Source organism: Sphingopyxis sp. BE235, assembly GCF_031457175.1.
Taxonomy (GTDB): Bacteria; Pseudomonadota; Alphaproteobacteria; order Sphingomonadales; family Sphingomonadaceae; genus Sphingopyxis.
The window spans coordinates 1-17,180 of sequence record NZ_JAVDWC010000010.1 but is presented as its reverse complement, the minus strand read 5'-3'; the positions used below and the strand labels follow the sequence as shown (position 1 = coordinate 17,180).

The 17,180-nt window shown below is 58.0% G+C and carries 13 protein-coding genes and 1 pseudogene; 5 read left to right on the top strand and 9 right to left on the bottom strand.

Annotated features, from left to right (window positions below):
- The first annotated feature begins 7 nt into the window (after window positions 1-7).
- Window positions 8-1,249, top strand: coding sequence for a cysteine desulfurase (locus J2X38_RS22845; protein WP_039581079.1), 1,242 nt, complete (start codon window positions 8-10; stop codon window positions 1,247-1,249).
- A gap of 24 nt (window positions 1,250-1,273) precedes the next feature.
- On the opposite strand, the gene nagA is transcribed toward J2X38_RS22845, so the two are convergent.
- Together nagA and J2X38_RS22835 are read right to left on the bottom strand one after the other, a co-directional pair.
- A complete protein-coding gene (gene nagA, locus J2X38_RS22840) occupies window positions 1,274-2,404 on the bottom strand; it encodes an N-acetylglucosamine-6-phosphate deacetylase (protein ID WP_081997373.1) in 1,131 nt (376 codons plus the stop codon).
- Window positions 2,401-3,507, bottom strand: coding sequence for an SIS domain-containing protein (locus J2X38_RS22835; protein ID WP_310257667.1), 1,107 nt, complete (start codon window positions 3,505-3,507; stop codon window positions 2,401-2,403). Before J2X38_RS22835 ends, nagA begins: the two co-directional genes overlap by 4 nt.
- Here J2X38_RS22835 and J2X38_RS22830 point away from each other — a divergent pair.
- Complete coding sequence (locus J2X38_RS22830; protein ID WP_039575622.1) at window positions 3,506-4,876, top strand: FAD-binding oxidoreductase; 1,371 nt, start codon at window positions 3,506-3,508, stop codon at window positions 4,874-4,876. The genes J2X38_RS22835 and J2X38_RS22830 overlap by 2 nt on opposite strands.
- Before the next feature lie 83 nt (window positions 4,877-4,959).
- On the opposite strand, the gene J2X38_RS22825 is transcribed toward J2X38_RS22830, so the two are convergent.
- The 5 genes from J2X38_RS22825 to J2X38_RS22805 all read right to left on the bottom strand — a co-directional run bounded on the left by J2X38_RS22825 (window position 4,960) and on the right by J2X38_RS22805 (window position 12,531).
- On the bottom strand, window positions 4,960-6,033 hold the full coding sequence (locus J2X38_RS22825; RefSeq protein ID WP_052208310.1) for an acyltransferase family protein: 1,074 nt from the start codon (window positions 6,031-6,033) through the stop codon (window positions 4,960-4,962).
- 65 nt (window positions 6,034-6,098) lie between these two features.
- Complete coding sequence (locus J2X38_RS22820; protein WP_039575624.1) at window positions 6,099-6,986, bottom strand: N-acetylmuramic acid 6-phosphate etherase; 888 nt, start codon at window positions 6,984-6,986, stop codon at window positions 6,099-6,101.
- Window positions 6,973-8,532: a sodium:solute symporter gene (locus J2X38_RS22815; protein ID WP_039575628.1), complete on the bottom strand. Its 1,560-nt coding sequence runs from the start codon at window positions 8,530-8,532 to the stop codon at window positions 6,973-6,975. Before J2X38_RS22815 ends, J2X38_RS22820 begins: the two co-directional genes overlap by 14 nt.
- Before the next feature lie 123 nt (window positions 8,533-8,655).
- Window positions 8,656-11,391: a TonB-dependent receptor plug domain-containing protein gene (locus J2X38_RS22810; RefSeq protein ID WP_052208312.1), complete on the bottom strand. Its 2,736-nt coding sequence runs from the start codon at window positions 11,389-11,391 to the stop codon at window positions 8,656-8,658.
- 351 nt (window positions 11,392-11,742) lie between these two features.
- Window positions 11,743-12,531 (bottom strand): bifunctional 2-polyprenyl-6-hydroxyphenol methylase/3-demethylubiquinol 3-O-methyltransferase UbiG, encoded by a 789-nt coding sequence (locus tag J2X38_RS22805; RefSeq protein ID WP_039575630.1) that lies wholly within the window; start codon window positions 12,529-12,531, stop codon window positions 11,743-11,745.
- A 162-nt stretch (window positions 12,532-12,693) separates the two neighbouring features.
- Here J2X38_RS22805 and J2X38_RS22985 point away from each other — a divergent pair.
- The 3 genes and pseudogenes from J2X38_RS22985 to J2X38_RS22795 all read left to right on the top strand — a co-directional run.
- A pseudogene (locus J2X38_RS22985) lies at window positions 12,694-13,299 on the top strand (condensation domain-containing protein); the annotation flags it as partial.
- A gap of 369 nt (window positions 13,300-13,668) precedes the next feature.
- Window positions 13,669-14,082 carry a hypothetical protein gene (locus J2X38_RS22800; protein ID WP_039575632.1) on the top strand — a complete coding sequence of 138 codons (414 nt, stop codon included), beginning with the start codon at window positions 13,669-13,671 and terminating at the stop codon, window positions 14,080-14,082.
- Between the two features lie 38 nt (window positions 14,083-14,120).
- Entirely contained in the window at window positions 14,121-14,945 is an 825-nt protein-coding gene (locus J2X38_RS22795; protein WP_039575636.1) for a protein phosphatase 2C domain-containing protein, read from the top strand.
- An 89-nt stretch (window positions 14,946-15,034) separates the two neighbouring features.
- Here the strand turns inward: J2X38_RS22795 and J2X38_RS22790 are convergent, their stop codons facing one another.
- Entirely contained in the window at window positions 15,035-16,297 is a 1,263-nt protein-coding gene (locus J2X38_RS22790) for a tetracycline resistance MFS efflux pump (RefSeq protein ID WP_039575637.1), read from the bottom strand.
- Entirely contained in the window at window positions 16,294-17,067 is a 774-nt protein-coding gene (locus J2X38_RS22785) for a cytochrome P450 (RefSeq protein WP_148309132.1), read from the bottom strand. The genes J2X38_RS22790 and J2X38_RS22785 overlap by 4 nt, the downstream gene beginning before the upstream one ends.
- Window positions 17,068-17,180 lie beyond the last annotated feature (113 nt).

The following is a 17,180-nucleotide window of genomic DNA, read 5'->3' as shown; positions in this document are numbered from 1 at the left end:
TTTCAGTATGCTGCACCCCGAGCCCGCCCAAAAGGCCTGGAATCCCGATGCGATCAGGAGTGACTTCCCATTAATCGCGGGTTTGTCGGGGTATGGAAGGATCACATATCTCGATAATGCGGCGTCGGCACAGAAGCCACGCAGCGTGATGGACAGTATGACCGACGGTGCATTCACCCGTTATGCCAATGTCCATCGTGGAGCCCACCGGCTTAGCGGCCTCGCGACGGCGAGCTACGAAGGCGCGCGCGCCCGGCTGCAGGCCTTTTTGAACGCTCCGGGTGCAGAGCAGGTCATTTTTACGAAATCGGCAACCGAGGCGATCAATCTCGTGGCATCAGCCTTTGCCGCGATCGTTGCACCGGGGGATGAGATTATTGTCTCCTCACTCGATCATCACGCCAATCTGGTGCCGTGGCATATGCTTCGGGAACGGCGTGGCATCGTCTTGCGCTGGGTCGATCCTGACGCATTCGGCAATCTCGATCCCGCCGCTTTCGCTGACGCCATCACGCATCGCACGCGCCTTGTGGCGGTCACGCACATGTCGAATGTTTTCGGGGTATTGACGCCACTCGAGGCAATTGTTCGGCTTGCCCATGAAAGGGGCGTTCCTGTGCTCGCAGATGGAACCCAAGCCGTAGTACACCACGCAATCGACGTCTCGGCTCTCGACGTCGATTTCTATGCTCTCACCGGCCACAAACTTTATGGGCCGACGGGCATTGGGGCTCTCTATGCCAAGCCAGGCTGGCTCGAGCGCATGTCGCCAATGCTCGGCGGCGGCGAGATGGTCGCAACAGTAGGTCGCAATCACGTCGAATATGCGCCCGCGCCGCACAAGTTCGAAGCCGGAACGCCCCCAATTCTCGAAGCGATCGGACTTGTCGCTGCGCTCGACTATATCGAGAGTGTGGGACGTTCGAGTATCGCGGCCCACGAGGCCGCGCTTGGTCGCCACGCGCGGGCCCGATTCGCGGCTATTCCGGGCATCACCGTCTTTGGCGATACCGAAAAGCCCGGTCCGATCCTGACGTTTGCCTCTGCCAGCGCCCATGCCAACGATATAGCGGCAATCCTGGACGGCAAGGGCATCTGCGTCCGTGCCGGAGCGCACTGCACTCAACCGCTTCATCAAATGCTGGGCTTCAGTTCGACATGCCGCGCGTCGTTCGCCATGTACAGTACGCTGGCTGAAGTCGACGCTCTGGCCGATGCGGTCGACGAGGCGTTGACAATTCTAAAGTGAGATCAGCCGACTGCGGCGCACGCACTACTCGCCGCCAATCCAGGTCCGAACGACCTCAATGTCTTCGGAGAGGTGCACGATATCCGCGCGAGCGTGCGGCGCCAGACACCCATAGGTGCCAGCCAGCCCCAGTAAAGCCGCCGGCGTTGCGCTCGCCATCTTGCAGGCGTCCGCAAGTTCGACGCGCATGCTCGAAACAGCGTTCCGAACGGCCCGAGCCATGTCGAGGTCCGAGCCCGCCAAGGTTCCATCTCTCGAACGCAATGCGCCCCGATCGCGAAAAATCTCGGTCTCGCCAAGCAAAAATGTATCGATATCCGTGCCGACCGTCGGCATGGCATCTGTTACGAGCATCAATTCGTCGGGACCCTTTGCGCGGAAAGCGGCCCGCATTGCAGTCGGGTGAACATGGTGCCCATCGGCGATCACGCCACAGATCAACGAAGACGCCAATCCAGCCCCTGCGGCACCCGGCGTGCGGCTAGCTAACGGTGGCATAGCGTTGAACAAATGCGTGATAGCCTGTAGCCCTTCGCTGATCGCGCGGTCCATATCCTCACTTGTCGCCAGCGTGTGCCCGGCAGAGACAATGACGCCCCGAGCCGTCAATTCGGCGATGAGATCGGGCGCGACCGTTTCGGGCGCGAGGGTCACGAGCGTCTTCCCCAAACCGAGCGAGGAAAGCAGATTCACGGCCCGCTCGTCCATTTTGCGGATTTTCGAGGCGTCGTGGATGCCCTTCTTTTCGACATTCAGAAAGGGGCCTTCGATATGGATTCCCAAAATGCCGGGAATACCGATCGCGATCGCGCCGCGCACCGCGGCTATCCCGCGCTCGATCACGTCGAAATCATCGCTGATGAGGGTCGGAAGCATTGCGGTGGTCCCGAATTCCCGGTGCGCCTCCGCGATCGCCCTTATCCCGTCGATCGTCGGGGATTCGTTAAACAGCACGGCGCCCCCGCCGTTCACTTGCGTATCGATAAAGCCTGGAACGAGCATGCCGCCGCCCAATCGAACCGGATCAAACCCAGTCGGGACGCGACTATCGGATACGACATCGACGATCGTCGGTCGGTCGATCAGCAATGCGTGATCTGTTCGCCATCCGCTTTGCGTGAGAATTCTCGCGCCGATCAGAGCCTTTCTTGTCATATCGTTTCGGTTACTTTCTTGAGCAACGGCGGCGTATCGGGATCAAATCCCCGTTCAATCGCGAGTGCATTGGCAAAGCGGTAAAAAGACTGGATCATCGCGATCGGCGCTGTCACCGGATGCATATCTGCGACGACGGGCAACTCGATGGCACCCTTTCCAACCGCTCCGGCTCCCGCCACGATCGCTCCCTTTTCGACGAACAAGCCAAGCAAGGCGTCCATCCCTGCCCGGGCCTCGTCGAGCGGCGGAAAGACCAGAATAGGGAAGTTACGATCGACAACCGCCATCGGGCCGTGCGCTACCTCCGCCGTGCTGAAAGCTTCCGCGTGAATTCCGCATGTCTCCTTAAACTTCAACGCCGCCTCGAGCCCGATCCCGAATGAAGGGCCGCGCCCCAGGACGAAAAGGCTGCGTGCCTGCGTGAAGGGCGCCAGAGCCTCGTCCCATGACGCGGCCCAAGCGTGGCTCAATTGATCGGGCAGCGCAGAAATGACGGGTTCAAATGCTTGTCGGTCGATGCATTCGGACATGATTTGGGCGAAGGCTGCAAGCGTCGCGATGAAGCTTTTGGTTGCTGCGACGCTTCGCTCCGGTCCAGCGCGGAGCGGCATGACGATGTCAGCGAGACGTACAAGAGGTGAGTTTTCGTCATTGACGATCGCGATGACGATCGCCCCAGCCTCTCTCGCCACCTCGGCGGACGCCAGCAGATCGGGGCTCTTCCCCGACTGCGACACGACAATAAACGGTTGCTCCGCCATATGCTCCATAGGTACGCGATATACCGAACCCATCGACGGTGGGTGCGACGATACCGTCTTGCGAAGACGCGTCTCGAAGAGGAATTTTCCATAAGCGGCAGCGTGATCCGAACTGCCGCGGGCGCAGGTGAAAATCGTGTGCGTTGCGGGGCGCATTAGCAGCTTCGCAAGTTCTTTCGCCAACACGGCATTTTCCGACAATTGCTTGGCGACGATCTGGCCTGCCTCGCTGGCCTCGGCAAACATCAGGGTGGAGCTGGGGTGCGCGGCTGGCTGCATGTTAATACCTGTATAATACCAGTTTACCTCCATCCGCAAGCCAGATATATTCGCGGGCATGACACATCTGCGCGACATGCTTTCGAATTTCCTCGGCGACCGGCTAATCACCGCTGAAACCGCTCGCATCGCCTATACACAAAGCGAAGGGCACCATCCGGGTGAGTTACCGGCACTGGTGGCCCAGCCGGTTTCGATCGAGGAGGTTTGCCAGCTCGTCCGAGCTGCCTCGGCGCAGGGCGTCCCGGTTGTGGGCTATGGCGCCGGCACGTCTCTCGAGGGGAACGCCGCTGCCCTCACATCAGATACGCTCGTCATAGACTTTTCGCGCATGAACGAGATCGTAGAGATTGCGTCGGAAGATTTCCTCGCCGTGGTCCAGCCGGGTGTCACGCGAGAGCAGCTCAACGAACAGCTACGCGCCACAGGCCTCTTTTTCCCGGTCGATCCCGGGGCCAACGCAACGATCGGCGGGATGATCGCGACCCGCGCGTCCGGAACGACGACCGTGCGTTATGGCAACATGCGTGACAACCTGCTGGCCCTCAAGGTCGTTTCGGCAACCGGCGAGCTGATCCGGACGGGTACACGGGCCCGCAAATCGGCGGCTGGCTATGACCTTACGCATCTCTTCGCGGGATCCGAAGGCACGCTGGGCCTGATCGTGGAGGCGACCCTGCGCCTTCACGGGCAACCCGAACAGATCGTTTCCGCAAGCTGGGATTTCGCCAACGTGAAGGGTGCGGTCGATACAGTGATCCAGACCATCCAGTCCGGGGTCGCCATCGCACGCATGGAGCTTCTCGACACGAGTGCCATGATGGCGTGCAACCGTCAGAGCCATCTCGGCCTTCCCGAATGTCCGACCCTCTTTCTGGAATTCCACGGCTCCGGTCCCGCCATTGCCGAGCAATTGGAAATCGTTCGCATGCTCGGAGACGCCAACGGCGGCGGGACGCTGAGATCCGCGACAGCGTCGGAAGAGCGAAACGCGCTGTGGAAAGCGCGGCATCATCTACTTTGGGCATCGCGGTCGATGATTCCCGAGGCGCAGGCCTGGATCACCGACATCTGCGTTCCCATTTCTCGATTGGCCGAAGCCATTTCGCGCGCGCAAACGATGATCGAGGAATCGGGACTTTTCGCTCCGATTTTGGGTCATGTCGGCGACGGGAATTTCCACGTGTTCTTCATTCTCCATCCCGACGACAAGCTCTCGTGGCAAAAGGCGTCAGTCATCAACGACGCCATGGTAGACCACGCGCTCTCGGTTGGTGGGACCTGCACAGGTGAACATGGGATCGGCTTGGGCAAGCGCGACGCATTGCTGCGAGAGAATGGCGCAGCCGCCGTCGAGGTCATGCGGCAACTCAAGCAGGCACTCGATCCGCAGGGCGTCTTCAATCCCGGCAAGATATTTGCGGCATAATTCCGGCCGCCCCAACCGGGCTGGGAGTGGATCGGCGGCATCCGCTGGGTCGCAACGGCCAGGCCGGCATCATGCGGACTGTGCTAAACCCGCAGCAAAAGACCGCGGCGCTGAAGCGGTACCAGAAACAACCTGCAAATTGTTACCGCAAGAACCGCAAATAGCACCGACGACCACATGGCCGACAGACCGGCCTCCTGAAGCCCCGCGAGCAGGTGGTCCCGAATCCGCTCCTCGCCACCCGGCGGAAGGCGCAGCAGGGCGATCAGGAGCATATGGATCACATAGATGGTCAGCGCTGCCTGGCCGACCGCGATGAACTGGTTTGCCCAATTATACGGTTGCAGCAGGGGCCATGCGGCGTGGGCCACAGCATAGGCCAGCGCGCCGATCCCCGATGTCACAAGCACGAAGCTCGCAGTCCACAAATTTTTGTTGATCGGGACGATGGTCGCCGCCAACAGCCCGGCCAGTACGAGAATGGCGCCGGCGAACGCGAGGCGCCGGATGTGCCTTGGTGCACCGGCCCAACGCGCGAGCGCGATGCCGAAGAAACCGCTCGCCATCGAGGGCAACGTGGACAATACACCCTCGGGATCCCAACTGCCGCGCAATATCAGTCCCGGGAGGAATTGCCGATCCAGCAATCCGCTAATTCCCGTACCGGGAGCGAGGCTGGCAACATTGCTTCCCGCACCTGTAGCCAGCAGCACGAAAGTATGCGTCGCGATGACTGCCAACGCGAGCCCGAGCGGAATGAGCGCACCGCGCCCAATGGAGATGATTGCGGCGCAGGCGAGGTACACGATGGCGATGCGCTGCAACACGCCTGTCCATCGCAACTGCCCCCAGTCAAGTTCGGGGCGCAGGCACCAGTTGAGCGCGACGCCGATCGCAAAGAGCATCGCGCCGCGCCGGACAACCGCGACCCATGCCATCGGCCGCCGACGTCCATCAAGAGCCAGCGATGTGGAAATGCCGACAATGAGCAGGAAAATCGGAAAGACGATATCAGCAAGCGTCAGGCCGTGCCAAGCGGCATGTCGGAGGATCGCGGGCCCCGCGGCCGTCTGAAAGTTGACAAGCAACATCAGCATCACATCTGCTCCCCGCAGGAAATCGAGCGGCAGGTCGCGGATGCGCGCCGATTGAGTCACGGCGCCCGTCGGTCAGAGCCGACGCATGGTGTCAGGCAGCTCCGTGACATCGGGCCATTTCATTCCTACCCGAGCGCCGCGATTGCCTTGGCCAATATTCCGCCGTGATCTTTGAGAAGTTTGGCGGACTCATTTGGACTATTGCCCATGGCGATGAGGACCGCCCTAGAGATACTGTTTTCGCCCCGTTCCAGGGCATCCACGGCATCATCCTCGGAACATTTTGTAAGCATCTGCACGATTCCGGCCGCGCGTCGCTGCAACTTCGCGTTCGAGACGACCATGTCGACCATCTGGCCGCGATAGACCTTGCCGAGCCGCAACATGATCGTCGTCGAGATGATGTTGATGGCAGCTTTCTGGGCCGTGCCTGCCTTCATGCGCGTCGATCCGCTGATGATTTCGCTTCCGGTCCCGAGGAAGATGGCGTGCTGCGCAGCCTGAAGGACCGGAGTCGACGCATTGTTGGCTATCGCGATTGTCAGCGCCCCGCGGACGCGTGCATCCTCGATGGCACGCAATGTGAATGGAGTGTGCCCGCTTGCTGCCACAGCCACTACAACATCGGTCGCGTCGACAGCATGCTCGGCGATCTGCCTCGCGGCATCAACAACATCATCTTCGGCGCCTTCAGCGCTCTCGACGAGCGCCGGGAGTCCACCCGCGAGGAGATAAAGCAACCTCTCCTGTGGCCAGCCGAAGGTCGGCGTCAGTTCGACGCCGTCCTGAACTGCCACGCGGCCCGATGTTCCAGCGCCGACATAGATCAGGCGCCCTTGCGAAGATAAAAGCCTTTGCGCGGCCGCTTCGCACGCCGTGGCAATCGCCCCTGCCTGGCTGTTTAAGGCTTCGATGGCTTCGCGTTGGCCTTCGATCATAGCGGTTACGGCATCAACCGTTGGCCAGTCGTCTATTTCGGCGTAGCGTGGGTCGACCGCTTCAGTACCCGGCATCTATAACTTCCTTGTTCGCGTTGCCGATGAGGCAAACCAGCGTTGAAACTGTCACGCCAACGCACAAGTGCCATGGAAAGGCGATTTTCTTGAGTGCTTCGGGCAGGCCTAGTACATCGATCGTGAACGGTTGAAACAGCATGACGACGACGAAGCCCACCGCCAAGGCCGCGATGACCGACGCCGTCGACCCGCGCTTTGAAAACACCGCTGTGATGTAGACCCCCAGCAGTCCCGAATAGGCGAACGCCATCACTCCGAGGACAAATTCGAGCAGCGGAATGTCGCTGTACCGCTGCCAATAGAAGCAGACGATGGACATCAGGAAGAGGAGAATGCCCAGAATTACTGTCGCAAGACGCCCAGCAAGGATGAAGTGCCGTTCGTTGCGCGGTCCGTTGCGCTCGACGAAAGGGCGGTAGAAATCGTTGATCGCTACGGCGGCCATCGAGATCAGTCCGGAATTGATAGCGGCGGCGGCGATGACACCAACAGTTACGAACCCGCGCAAGCCCGGCGGGATTTCGCTCAGAATGAAGCTCATAAAGACGGTGATCTTTTCACCTTGGAACGTCGGTGCGATCTGTCCCGGGATGGTCGTCATCAGGTCGGGGCGTTCATAGAAGATGTAGAGCAGCGAGCCGATGAAGAGAAAAATTAGGATGACAGGGATCGATGCCAGCACAGACCAGTAGAGGGCGCGGCTGCCCTGTCTCGCCGAATCGCAAGCGAGCAAGCGTTGCGTCGTATCTTGGTCGAGACCCGAATTCGCCGCGTTAATCAGGACCATTCCCGTCACCGCTGCCAGAACCGAAAAGGGCGTGGCGAGATCGAGTGTCCAGTCAAGGACTTGCAACTTGCTCGCTCCGGAGGGAGGGTATGCAAGCGCAGTGTAGATAGCGGTGGCCGGCGCGGGAATCTTAGACAGTAGGAACAGGACGACGAAGATTGCCGCTCCGACGTAAAGCACGACCTGGACCAGATCGCTCCAGATCACAGAATTGAGGCCGCCCATGAAGGTGAAGGCAAGGCCGAAGACCAGCAAGACGAATGAAGCGACGATAATATGCTCGGGCGCAACGTCGAGGAATAGGATCATCGAAACGGCAATCGCGGCAAGATAGAGCCTAGCCCCACTGGCAAACACGCGCCCGACCAGATACATCGCCCCGGCCGCGCGCCGCGCGGTCGGGCTGAACCGGGCCTCGAGCAGTTCGTAGACGGTGGTGGCGCCCATCGCGTAAAAGCGCGGCATCAGGATGGCGGCGACGAGCCAAGCGCCGATCAGCGCGCCGATCACGCTGGTCAGATAGGTGTAATTTCCCCGGAAGCTATTGTCTGGAACGCCAAGGAAGGTGGCTGTCGATTGCACGGTGGACAGAACAGACACCGCTACAAGCCAGGTCGGCGCACGATGGCTCGCCAGAAAATAGTCGTCCGCATTTTCCATGTTGCGCCGCGTTGACGCATAGCCAGCGATGGCGAGGACCAAGACATATCCGATCAGGATCGACCAATCCAGCGACGTGAATTGTAGCGTGTGCATGTTGTCCCCCGGCGCCAATGGGCGCGATTATCAGACCTAGGTACCCGTCTGAGGAACCGCGCCCCGGGCAAGTCGTCCTGCTGGCATGGAGGCTAAGTGTCCATAAAGCCTCCAATCACGCCCTCACCGCCTCAGGGTCACAGAGAAGCCAAAGGTGGTTCCCAGTACGTCATAGGTGTCCGGGAATGTATTATAGGCTCCTGGATTGACCGGCAGCGGCGGCTTCTTATCAAAGAGATTGTCGATACCAAAGGCTAGGGTCAGCCCCTCCACGGGCGGACGAACTGCCAAGTTCAGGTCGAAATAATCATAAGCGGGAATCCGGCCGACGCTGCCCGCCGTCGAATCGCGAACCGATCCGATACGCCTCCATCCAAACTGGACCGTCAACGGTTTGCTATCCCAGGTAATCGTAGCACGCGACCGGAAGTCAGGCGCAACTAGCGTCACCAAGTCCGACGAACAGGCGGCTCCATAGGTCCCCTTGCAATTGACGGGCGTCAGAGCGGCGTTGCGCTGAATCGAATATTTGGTGACGATGCTCGCCGTATAACCGAGAGTGAGCCGACTCTCCGGCGGGCCGAAATCGAGATCGAACCCATAACGGAAATCGATGTCGATGCCCTGCTGCTTGATGAGCGCAAGATTTCGATCATCGACGAAGGCATTCAAGATGTAACCAGTGGTCGGATCCCGGGTCACCGCGGCGCACAGCGGATTGCCCGGTGTCGGGTCGGTGATGTAGCAGCTCGTGAGCGCGTCGACGGGCTGGATCTGGCCGACCGCATTCCGAATATCGATCTTGTACCAATCGACCGATAGGTTGAGACCGCGCAGGAAGGTTGGGGTGAAGACGCCGCCAAGGGTATATGTCTTGCCTCGTTCGGCTTCGATGTTTGCGTTGCCGCCAAAGAAATAGCCACCCTGCAGATTTGCGGGGTTGTTGGAATCATAGGGGCCCCGATACCCTTGCGCGGTACATTGCGCGATCGTCGCCGAATTGGTCGCACCCACGCACGGATCCCCGGCATAACGCGGGAAAAGACGGGCGACCGTCCGCAGGTTGGCGAAAGGTATCGAAAAGACCGGGTTGGCGAATTCGCCGATATTGGCGTCCCGGATGACGGTCTGACGCGTACCGCGTAGCCGCAGGTCGTCGGAGACAATCCAATTGATCCCAAGCTTGTTGGTATCGTAGCGCCTGTCGTCCCCGACCGATTTTTCATACCAGGATCGGCGATATGCACCTTCGACGGTAAGCTTCTGGACCAGCGGCAAATCCGACAGCAGCGGGACAACCAATTCGCCGAACAGTTCATTCACCTTGACGAAGGGCGGGACAAGTGGCGCCGATTCGGTGCCTTGGTTGAACGATGTTCCAAGGTCGGCACCGTAGACGAACCGGCCGGTTTCGCGTCGGAATTCATAGCCGGCGGTGAATCCGATCGGCCCGGCCCATCCAGCGAAGAAGTCGCTCGTATCACCTGAAACATATGCCGAGGCCACCTGCTGCGTTCGCTTGCGGTCGCCAAAGTTGAAATCGCGCAGCACGCTGGTGAAGTCGCCGCCCGGCCCGAAGATATCGGTCGTGTTGACGAGCCCGGCAAAGGCGGAACGCGTACCGTCGCCCTTGACGACGATCGATTCCTTGGACCGACCATATTGGTAATAGGCGTCCCAACCGATCGCCGGCGTGATGTCACCGCGCAGCCCGATCAGGCCCTGAATGGTTTCGCGATTGTTCTGCGCATAGGTCACGCCGAGTTCGCCGAGCGAGCGCCGGACGTTAACGGTAGCAAAACCGTTCACGAAGGTCAGTCGTGCCCGCGCCTGAGGGTCGAGGAACGGATTATTCTCGGCAATCTGGACGTTGATCCCGTTCGCTCCGGTAGTCGGAGGATTCTGCCCTGACCGGCTACCGCCGCGCGTCCGCAGGTCGGAATACATAACGCGACCATAGAGCTCGACATTATCGAGCACGTCATATTTCAGGAACGCGCTCGCATTGATGCGCCGCAACGGCTGGACGAGCAGGAAATCGGGCGTGTAGTCGGTCGATTGCGGCGTAAGCGTGAAATTGCCCGAGGCGTCGTAGGAAAAGGTCCGCCCGCTCGCGACGTCGGTGAAGTTGCCCCCGATCGGCAGCGTCGCAACGCCGCGGCGCGCGAAGTCGCGGTTCCCGGCAAGAAGCGAATCTCGCTCCGTATATTCGCCGTATACGACCAGATTTCCCCGACCACCCAGTGACAGACCGCCCATTACATGGCCGCCGAACTGCGAAGCACCGCCGGCCACCGCGCGATAATTGGCGTTCGCTTGCCACCCTTCGAATGAATCGTCGATGATGAAGTTCACGACCCCCGCCACGGCGTCAGCACCATACACCGCCGCCGCGCCGCCGGTGAGCACGTCTACGCGCTTGAGCAGGGGCGCCGGGATTGAGTTAACATCAACCGCGTTTCGGAAACTGAACGGAATGGCGCGAGTCCCGTTGATCAGAACGAGTGTGCGGTTCTGCCCGAGATTGCGCAAATCGAGGGTCTGCGCACCGAATGCGTCGCTACCAACCGATGTCGAGTTCACGCCGCCCGCGAGCTGCGGCATCTTGACCGAGAAATCCTCGATCGTGACCGCCCTTTGAAGCGATATCTGCTCACCCTCGACCGCGCTGATTGGGCTGGTGGAGGTCAGTCCGGGCGTACGGACGCGCGTTCCGGTGACGATGATATCCGACTCCGCGCGTGCCTCGCTCGTTGCGCTACCGGATTCTTGCGCAAACACGGCACTTGCTGACATGAGCGCAATCGATGAAGCTATCGCCGATCCGCACCGCAGGAATCCGCCTTTTATCTGGCCCATTTTGCTCACTCCCCTCTTCAAAGTTATCCCGACTATAACACAGTTATATACCATTTCAATACCAATAGGCAGATGCGCCCTCATTCCGCGTACCGCACAACGGCGGCGTGACCTCGTGGGCAGCAGCTAAAAGGGGGCGGCCATAGCCAGCCGAAATCATTTGCGCTGTTGATCCGATTCGCGATCGAGCATTCAAAACACCTCGAAATCCTCGACTGCAGAGCAGAGTTCGCGCGCGCGCCGACAGGCGGTTTCGTCATGCAATGGGCCTTGCGCCGGCAAGTGGAGCTTTTAAAAGCCGACGTGGAGTTAATACCAATCGTGTGCCGAGCAACCAGCCGACCGCTATGGCTAGGACTTTCGCAATGAAATCTGGATCAGACGCGCGGTGGCAATTAACGAGGACGGATCATTCACCTCTCGCTCCAGTCTTCGCTCGATATCGTCTAGCGCCAACTCATCGGCGATGCCTTGGCTTATATATTTGCCACGGACCTCCTTGAGGCCGAGCAGATAGAGCTGCTTGTACCGGGGCCTAGAAATCACCGGCTGCACGAAACGGATCTCGGCGGCGCTGTCGAGCGCAACCGCCTCGCTCGCCAAGTTCAGGCTCGACGAAAAATTCTGGCCAAGCGAATCGCCAAGCTTTCGGTAGAGATCCTCAACTTCCTCGATAATTCCAGTGCCCACTAATGTCCTTGCAGTGCCGATGTCGGGCTCCTCGAATATCAAGCGCGCTCCGGATCGCATGTTGGCGAAAATTCTGCCCAGCAGATCGATGCAATCGCGATTGTGACCAAAGACGAACCGGCCGTAGATCAGGTCGTACCCGGAAAGCTGCTCCAGATAATCCTTGAGATCCCCAACTCGATACTCGATGTTGGGAGAAGGATTTTCCCGTTTAGAAGTGTCGATCTGCGATGGCTCGCGGTCAATGCCGACTACGTGCGCCTGTGAGCCAAAGTGGCGCGCGAGACGGATCGTGGTGTGCCCTACACCGCAACCCACGTCTAGGATCCGTGACGGTGCGGGCAAGGAAACACCTGAAAGGATATGCGACGATGTGACCGCGTGAATCTCGTCAAGAACGGCCAACCTTTCGACAGCTGACTGCCCGACCTTCAAAGCATATTTGGACATATGGACTCCCCGTAACATCTGCTCATAAATCGTCCCGTTCTGGCCACCGATTGCAAAAGCTGGTGGATGTGATCAATATGTTCGGGATAAGCTGGGGCCTCCGACTGAACGGCGTGGGTGCCTTGCGGGCTTGCGGCTCCACCGTTATCATCTCTCGATTTCATGCGTGGAAGCACATCGTTACTATGTTTCCCGTTCGCCGATGTCCGATCTATGCGCGTTATAGCGTCCTTCAGGCCACAGGAAATGAAAATATATCCCGTCTCCCCTATCCAAAGATACTGCCTGCTCGTTTCTGGGCGAAAAAATTACGGTGCTGACATGAATGTCGGAGCCTGCCTCTACTTCCCTGTAGATCTGGATTCGAGTATCGTTATCAACCGTGTCTCGAAATGTCTGGCATTTCATCCAGCTCTGAACGCTAGGTTCGAAATTTCCCAAGACGAATGCATTTATCAGTCCATAGATGATACTGACAATTTCATTGAATACCTAGATTCCTCATATGAGGTAAAGAGCCTCATTGGGGATGAGAGCATCTTTCAGCACTATCGGGAGTGGTATGCTACGAGAGGCGTATCGCGAAATCATGCCGATCTGGTGAGCGGCGTCGTTTCCAGGAACAAGCATATCGAATATGCTCTATACGATGAGATACCCCGAAGAGTTTCGATTATTGGATCGCCGTTAGACGGGTATACTATCTGCCTGAGCTTCCATCATGCGATGTGCGACGCGACATCGGTTTCGATCCTGCACCAATATCTGAACGATTATATCTTGGGGGTGCCGTCGTGTAGCGGCATGCAGCTTGAATTTCTGGATCGATGTGTAAACGAAGATGAGCGATTGCCCTTGGTCCAATCGCGGCAATTGCAATATTGGGAGCGATTACTCTCCTCTTCGAAAGACGAATCCAATGCCTCCCTCATCGATAGGGAAGCGAGTCTTTGCCTTTCTAAAGTCATACATTCTTGCGATATCAGAAGCATGTTCGGATCGAGGAAGGTTACACAGTTTCCTCATCTTTGCGCACTTTATGAAGGGCTGGAAGCGGTAACCCGAATAAGCAGACGCAATATTATATCGACTATAGACAACAGGCGATCGGCGGAAGATTCCCGGATAATCGGATGCATGTTTCGCCATCTGATCTGGTGTTTCCCCGAAGGAGCTGACTCGAGCAGGGCCGCATTGCGTAAATTCCTCGTTGCACAGGCAATGCGTCATTATCAGAATGTTGATGTAACCCTTGATCTCATCCTAGAAGCCTACAGCACTCAACAAGGCCGATTTCCGGCTCTGGATGCGGGGTTCAGTTTTCGGATTGCCGGGATGGTCAAAACCGACGTCTTGTCGAAGTCCGAAATAGTTCCGCAATATATCGATGCTTTGTACGAACGGCTGAAAATCCACCTTCATGTGGTGATTGATGGGGACTTGGCCACCTCATACTTAGTGTATAACAAGGAATTCGTAGCTCCCAACGAGCTGGATATATTTGAAAAGAGATTCACCCATGCCTTGGATCATTTTAAAGGTGTGGATTGAAAGTTGTGTTTCCGACTTGTTATACATAGGTGTGACCGATGTTGACCTTGCTTGATGCGGTTTGCTGTGCCGGTTCTCGTGAGACTCAGAACGACGACATGTTCGGGTTTACACCCCGTCGCGCCTTTGTCGTCGATGGGGCAACGGATTTGGTCGACACACCTTTCTCTGGCGCGGCGAGCGACGCCTCCTGGCTCGCCAAGCGCGCAACCGCCGGGCTCTCTGTGTCGGATTCCGAGCCGGACACAAGGAAAGTCATTCGCGAAATTTCCAATGCTGCAGCGAACGAATGGCTCTCGAAAACGGATGGAGCTGATATCCCTCTGTGGGCCCAGCCGTCTGCGACCATGTTGGTGGTCAGCGAGATCGAGGGCGCGATCGAGATTACCCGGCTTGGTGATTGCTCCGCGTATGTTTTGGATTCGAATGGCGTTCGCTCATTCACAAGCCAGAGCAAAGCCGACGAGGAGCGCTCGGTCCGAAGCGCCGGCGTCACGGCGCGCAATAAGCTCGATTTTGAGCAGCGGCCGCAGATTGAACTCCTTCGAAGCAGGCGAATAGCGTCCGTCCGCGCCGCGCATGTTTTTGGTTTGGACTCGGCTTGCGGCGACAATGCATTCGTCGAACGCATGCCGGTTGATCGACCGGCGCATGTGCTGGCGATGACCGACGGCTTTTCAACGATTATAGACCTCTATGCACGGTATACTGGTGCCTCGATAATAGCGGCAGCCTTGGAAAGGGGGCTGACGAGCATCGTCGACGAAATACGCACTGTGGAGACGAGTGATCGTACAGGGCTGGAATTTCCAAGGTGGAAGACGTCGGACGATGCAACCGCTGTGTTGCTGCGGATTGATTGAGGCGACGCGGGCTCAAGTTTGGCTAACGCCCAGATTTCGCTTACAATAGATCGCAACTTGCTGGGAGATCCGGCGCAGCTTCACCCGTATCAGCCATGCTCGTGTTCTTTGTGGTTGGTGGCGGTCGTCCGTGCCGACATAAAGAAGCGGGCATAAATGAGCAGAGCCAAGCCACTCAGTACCGCGGCGGCGAAGAAGGGCGCTCCTGGCCATGACACGCTGCCGAAAATCGGATCACTTCCAACAAAGGCCTTGAAAAGCTGTGTCATTACGAGTGGACTCACGATTGATGCGACGGCAGTGATAGAGGACATCGATCCCTGCAGAGCGCCTTGAGATTCGCGCTCGGTTCTCCTGGAAAGAACAGCCTGAAGGATCGGAAAAATGGTTGTGCCCGCGGCCATGACGAGGATTAGCCCCCATATCAGCGTTTCGTTTGAAGAAAATGAAAGTCCCAGATAGGCAAGCGTGACGCAGGAAAGTGCGGCAATGCCAGCGACTTTAGATCCGAACAGGCCCTCCATATGACGCGGGAGGACGATTTGGGCCAAAGCAATGAAAACGCCGTAGATAGCCATCGAATATCCGATTGTCGTAGCATTCCAGCCCAGATTATTGATCGCATAAAATGCCCATATGATCGGCAGCGCCTGGAAAGACACTTCGACCAGAAAGAAAACAATGAATAGCGATCCAGACGATGACATAAAACTTGTCGAGAAACGCATAATCTTCCGGGTGCCTTCATCTGTGTTTTGACGAATATCGTGGCCCGAGAGGGTTTCGGGAAACAGAAAATATCCTGCAATCAGCGTGGCCGTTGCAATGCAGGCGGCCACCCAAAAGGGAGCTCGCACCCCATGGCCTGCGGCGAGCCCGCCGAGCAATGGCCCCAAAATAAGTCCCAGTCCGATCATGGCGTGCAATACACCGAACTGCTTTACCCGTTCTTCCGGTTCGGTGACGTCGGCAACGCTTGCGGCGGCAACCGGATATGTCGCACCGAGAGCGCCGGAGAACAGTCGGCCAACGAAGAGCCACAAAAGGGACGGCGCAATAGCCATAAGAGCGTAATTGACCGCCAAGCCGCCGATCGCAGCAAGCAGAACGGGTCTCCGCCCTAACCTGTCGCTTAGATGTCCGACAACCGGAGAGAAAAGGAACTGCATTGCAGCATAGGAAAAAAGAAGCCATCCTCCAATCGCACTCGCTTCGCCGATTGAAGCGCCGGTGAGCTCAAAAATTAGCTCCGGCATGACGGGCAAAATGATGCCCAGCCCCGCGAGATCGATCAATATAGTTGCAGAGGCGAACCCGACGACGCGCCGCGATCGTTGGCGGATGTCTTTCACGCTCCTAGCCGCCGCTTCGCTTGGCGGACAATCATGCGACGGGGTGTGCGGATGAAGGCCCTGCGCTCATATTCGATCTCGGTGACGGCAACATCGCCGAACGGCAGGCGACGGGCCAAATGCCTCCAGGCGATCTGCGCTTCCAGCTTGGCAAGATGTACGCCAATACAGAAATGGCGCCCGGCACCGAAGCTCAACGGCGTGAGGCTTCTTCGATAAGGGTCGATCTCGTCCGGTTTGTCGAAGACGCAGGGGTCTCTGTTTGCGGCCGCGAGGACGGCGATTACCATGCTTCCGCCTTTGATGAGATGCTCGCCAAGTAAAATATCCTCGGCCGCCACACGTCCGGTCATATGAATCGAGGGAGAAAGCCGAAGGAGTTCATTGATAACCCTCTCGTCATGCAGATCCGATGCGGAAAGCGATTTGTCTACGATGTTGCTGAAGCCGGCACCGATCAGATTGACCGTCGTGTCGATGCCAGCCGACAGGACAAAAGCGATGTTCGAAATCGCCTCCTCGATCGATAGAGTCCCATCCTCAATAGCTTCCCGGATGTTCGAAAGCGCGTCGTCCGGCGTTGAAATCCGTTCCAGAACGCTGGCAATGCACCGCGACAGTTCGTCGTAACTTCTTTCAGCCGTCACGAGCTCCTCAGCCTTGGCGTTTATCGGCTCGAGAAATATCACGCTATCAGAGGTGAAACGCCGGATAATGTCGCTATCGCAATCTCCAATGCCCAAAATGGCCTTAATCGTGTCCGTTGCCACGGGGAGCGCGAAGTCCTGTACTAGGGTTAAAACCCAATCAGCCTCTTGAAATTGCTTGTATGTATTGATTCAAAGGGCCTTCACCGCAGCGGGAGGCCCTTCACGATGTCGCG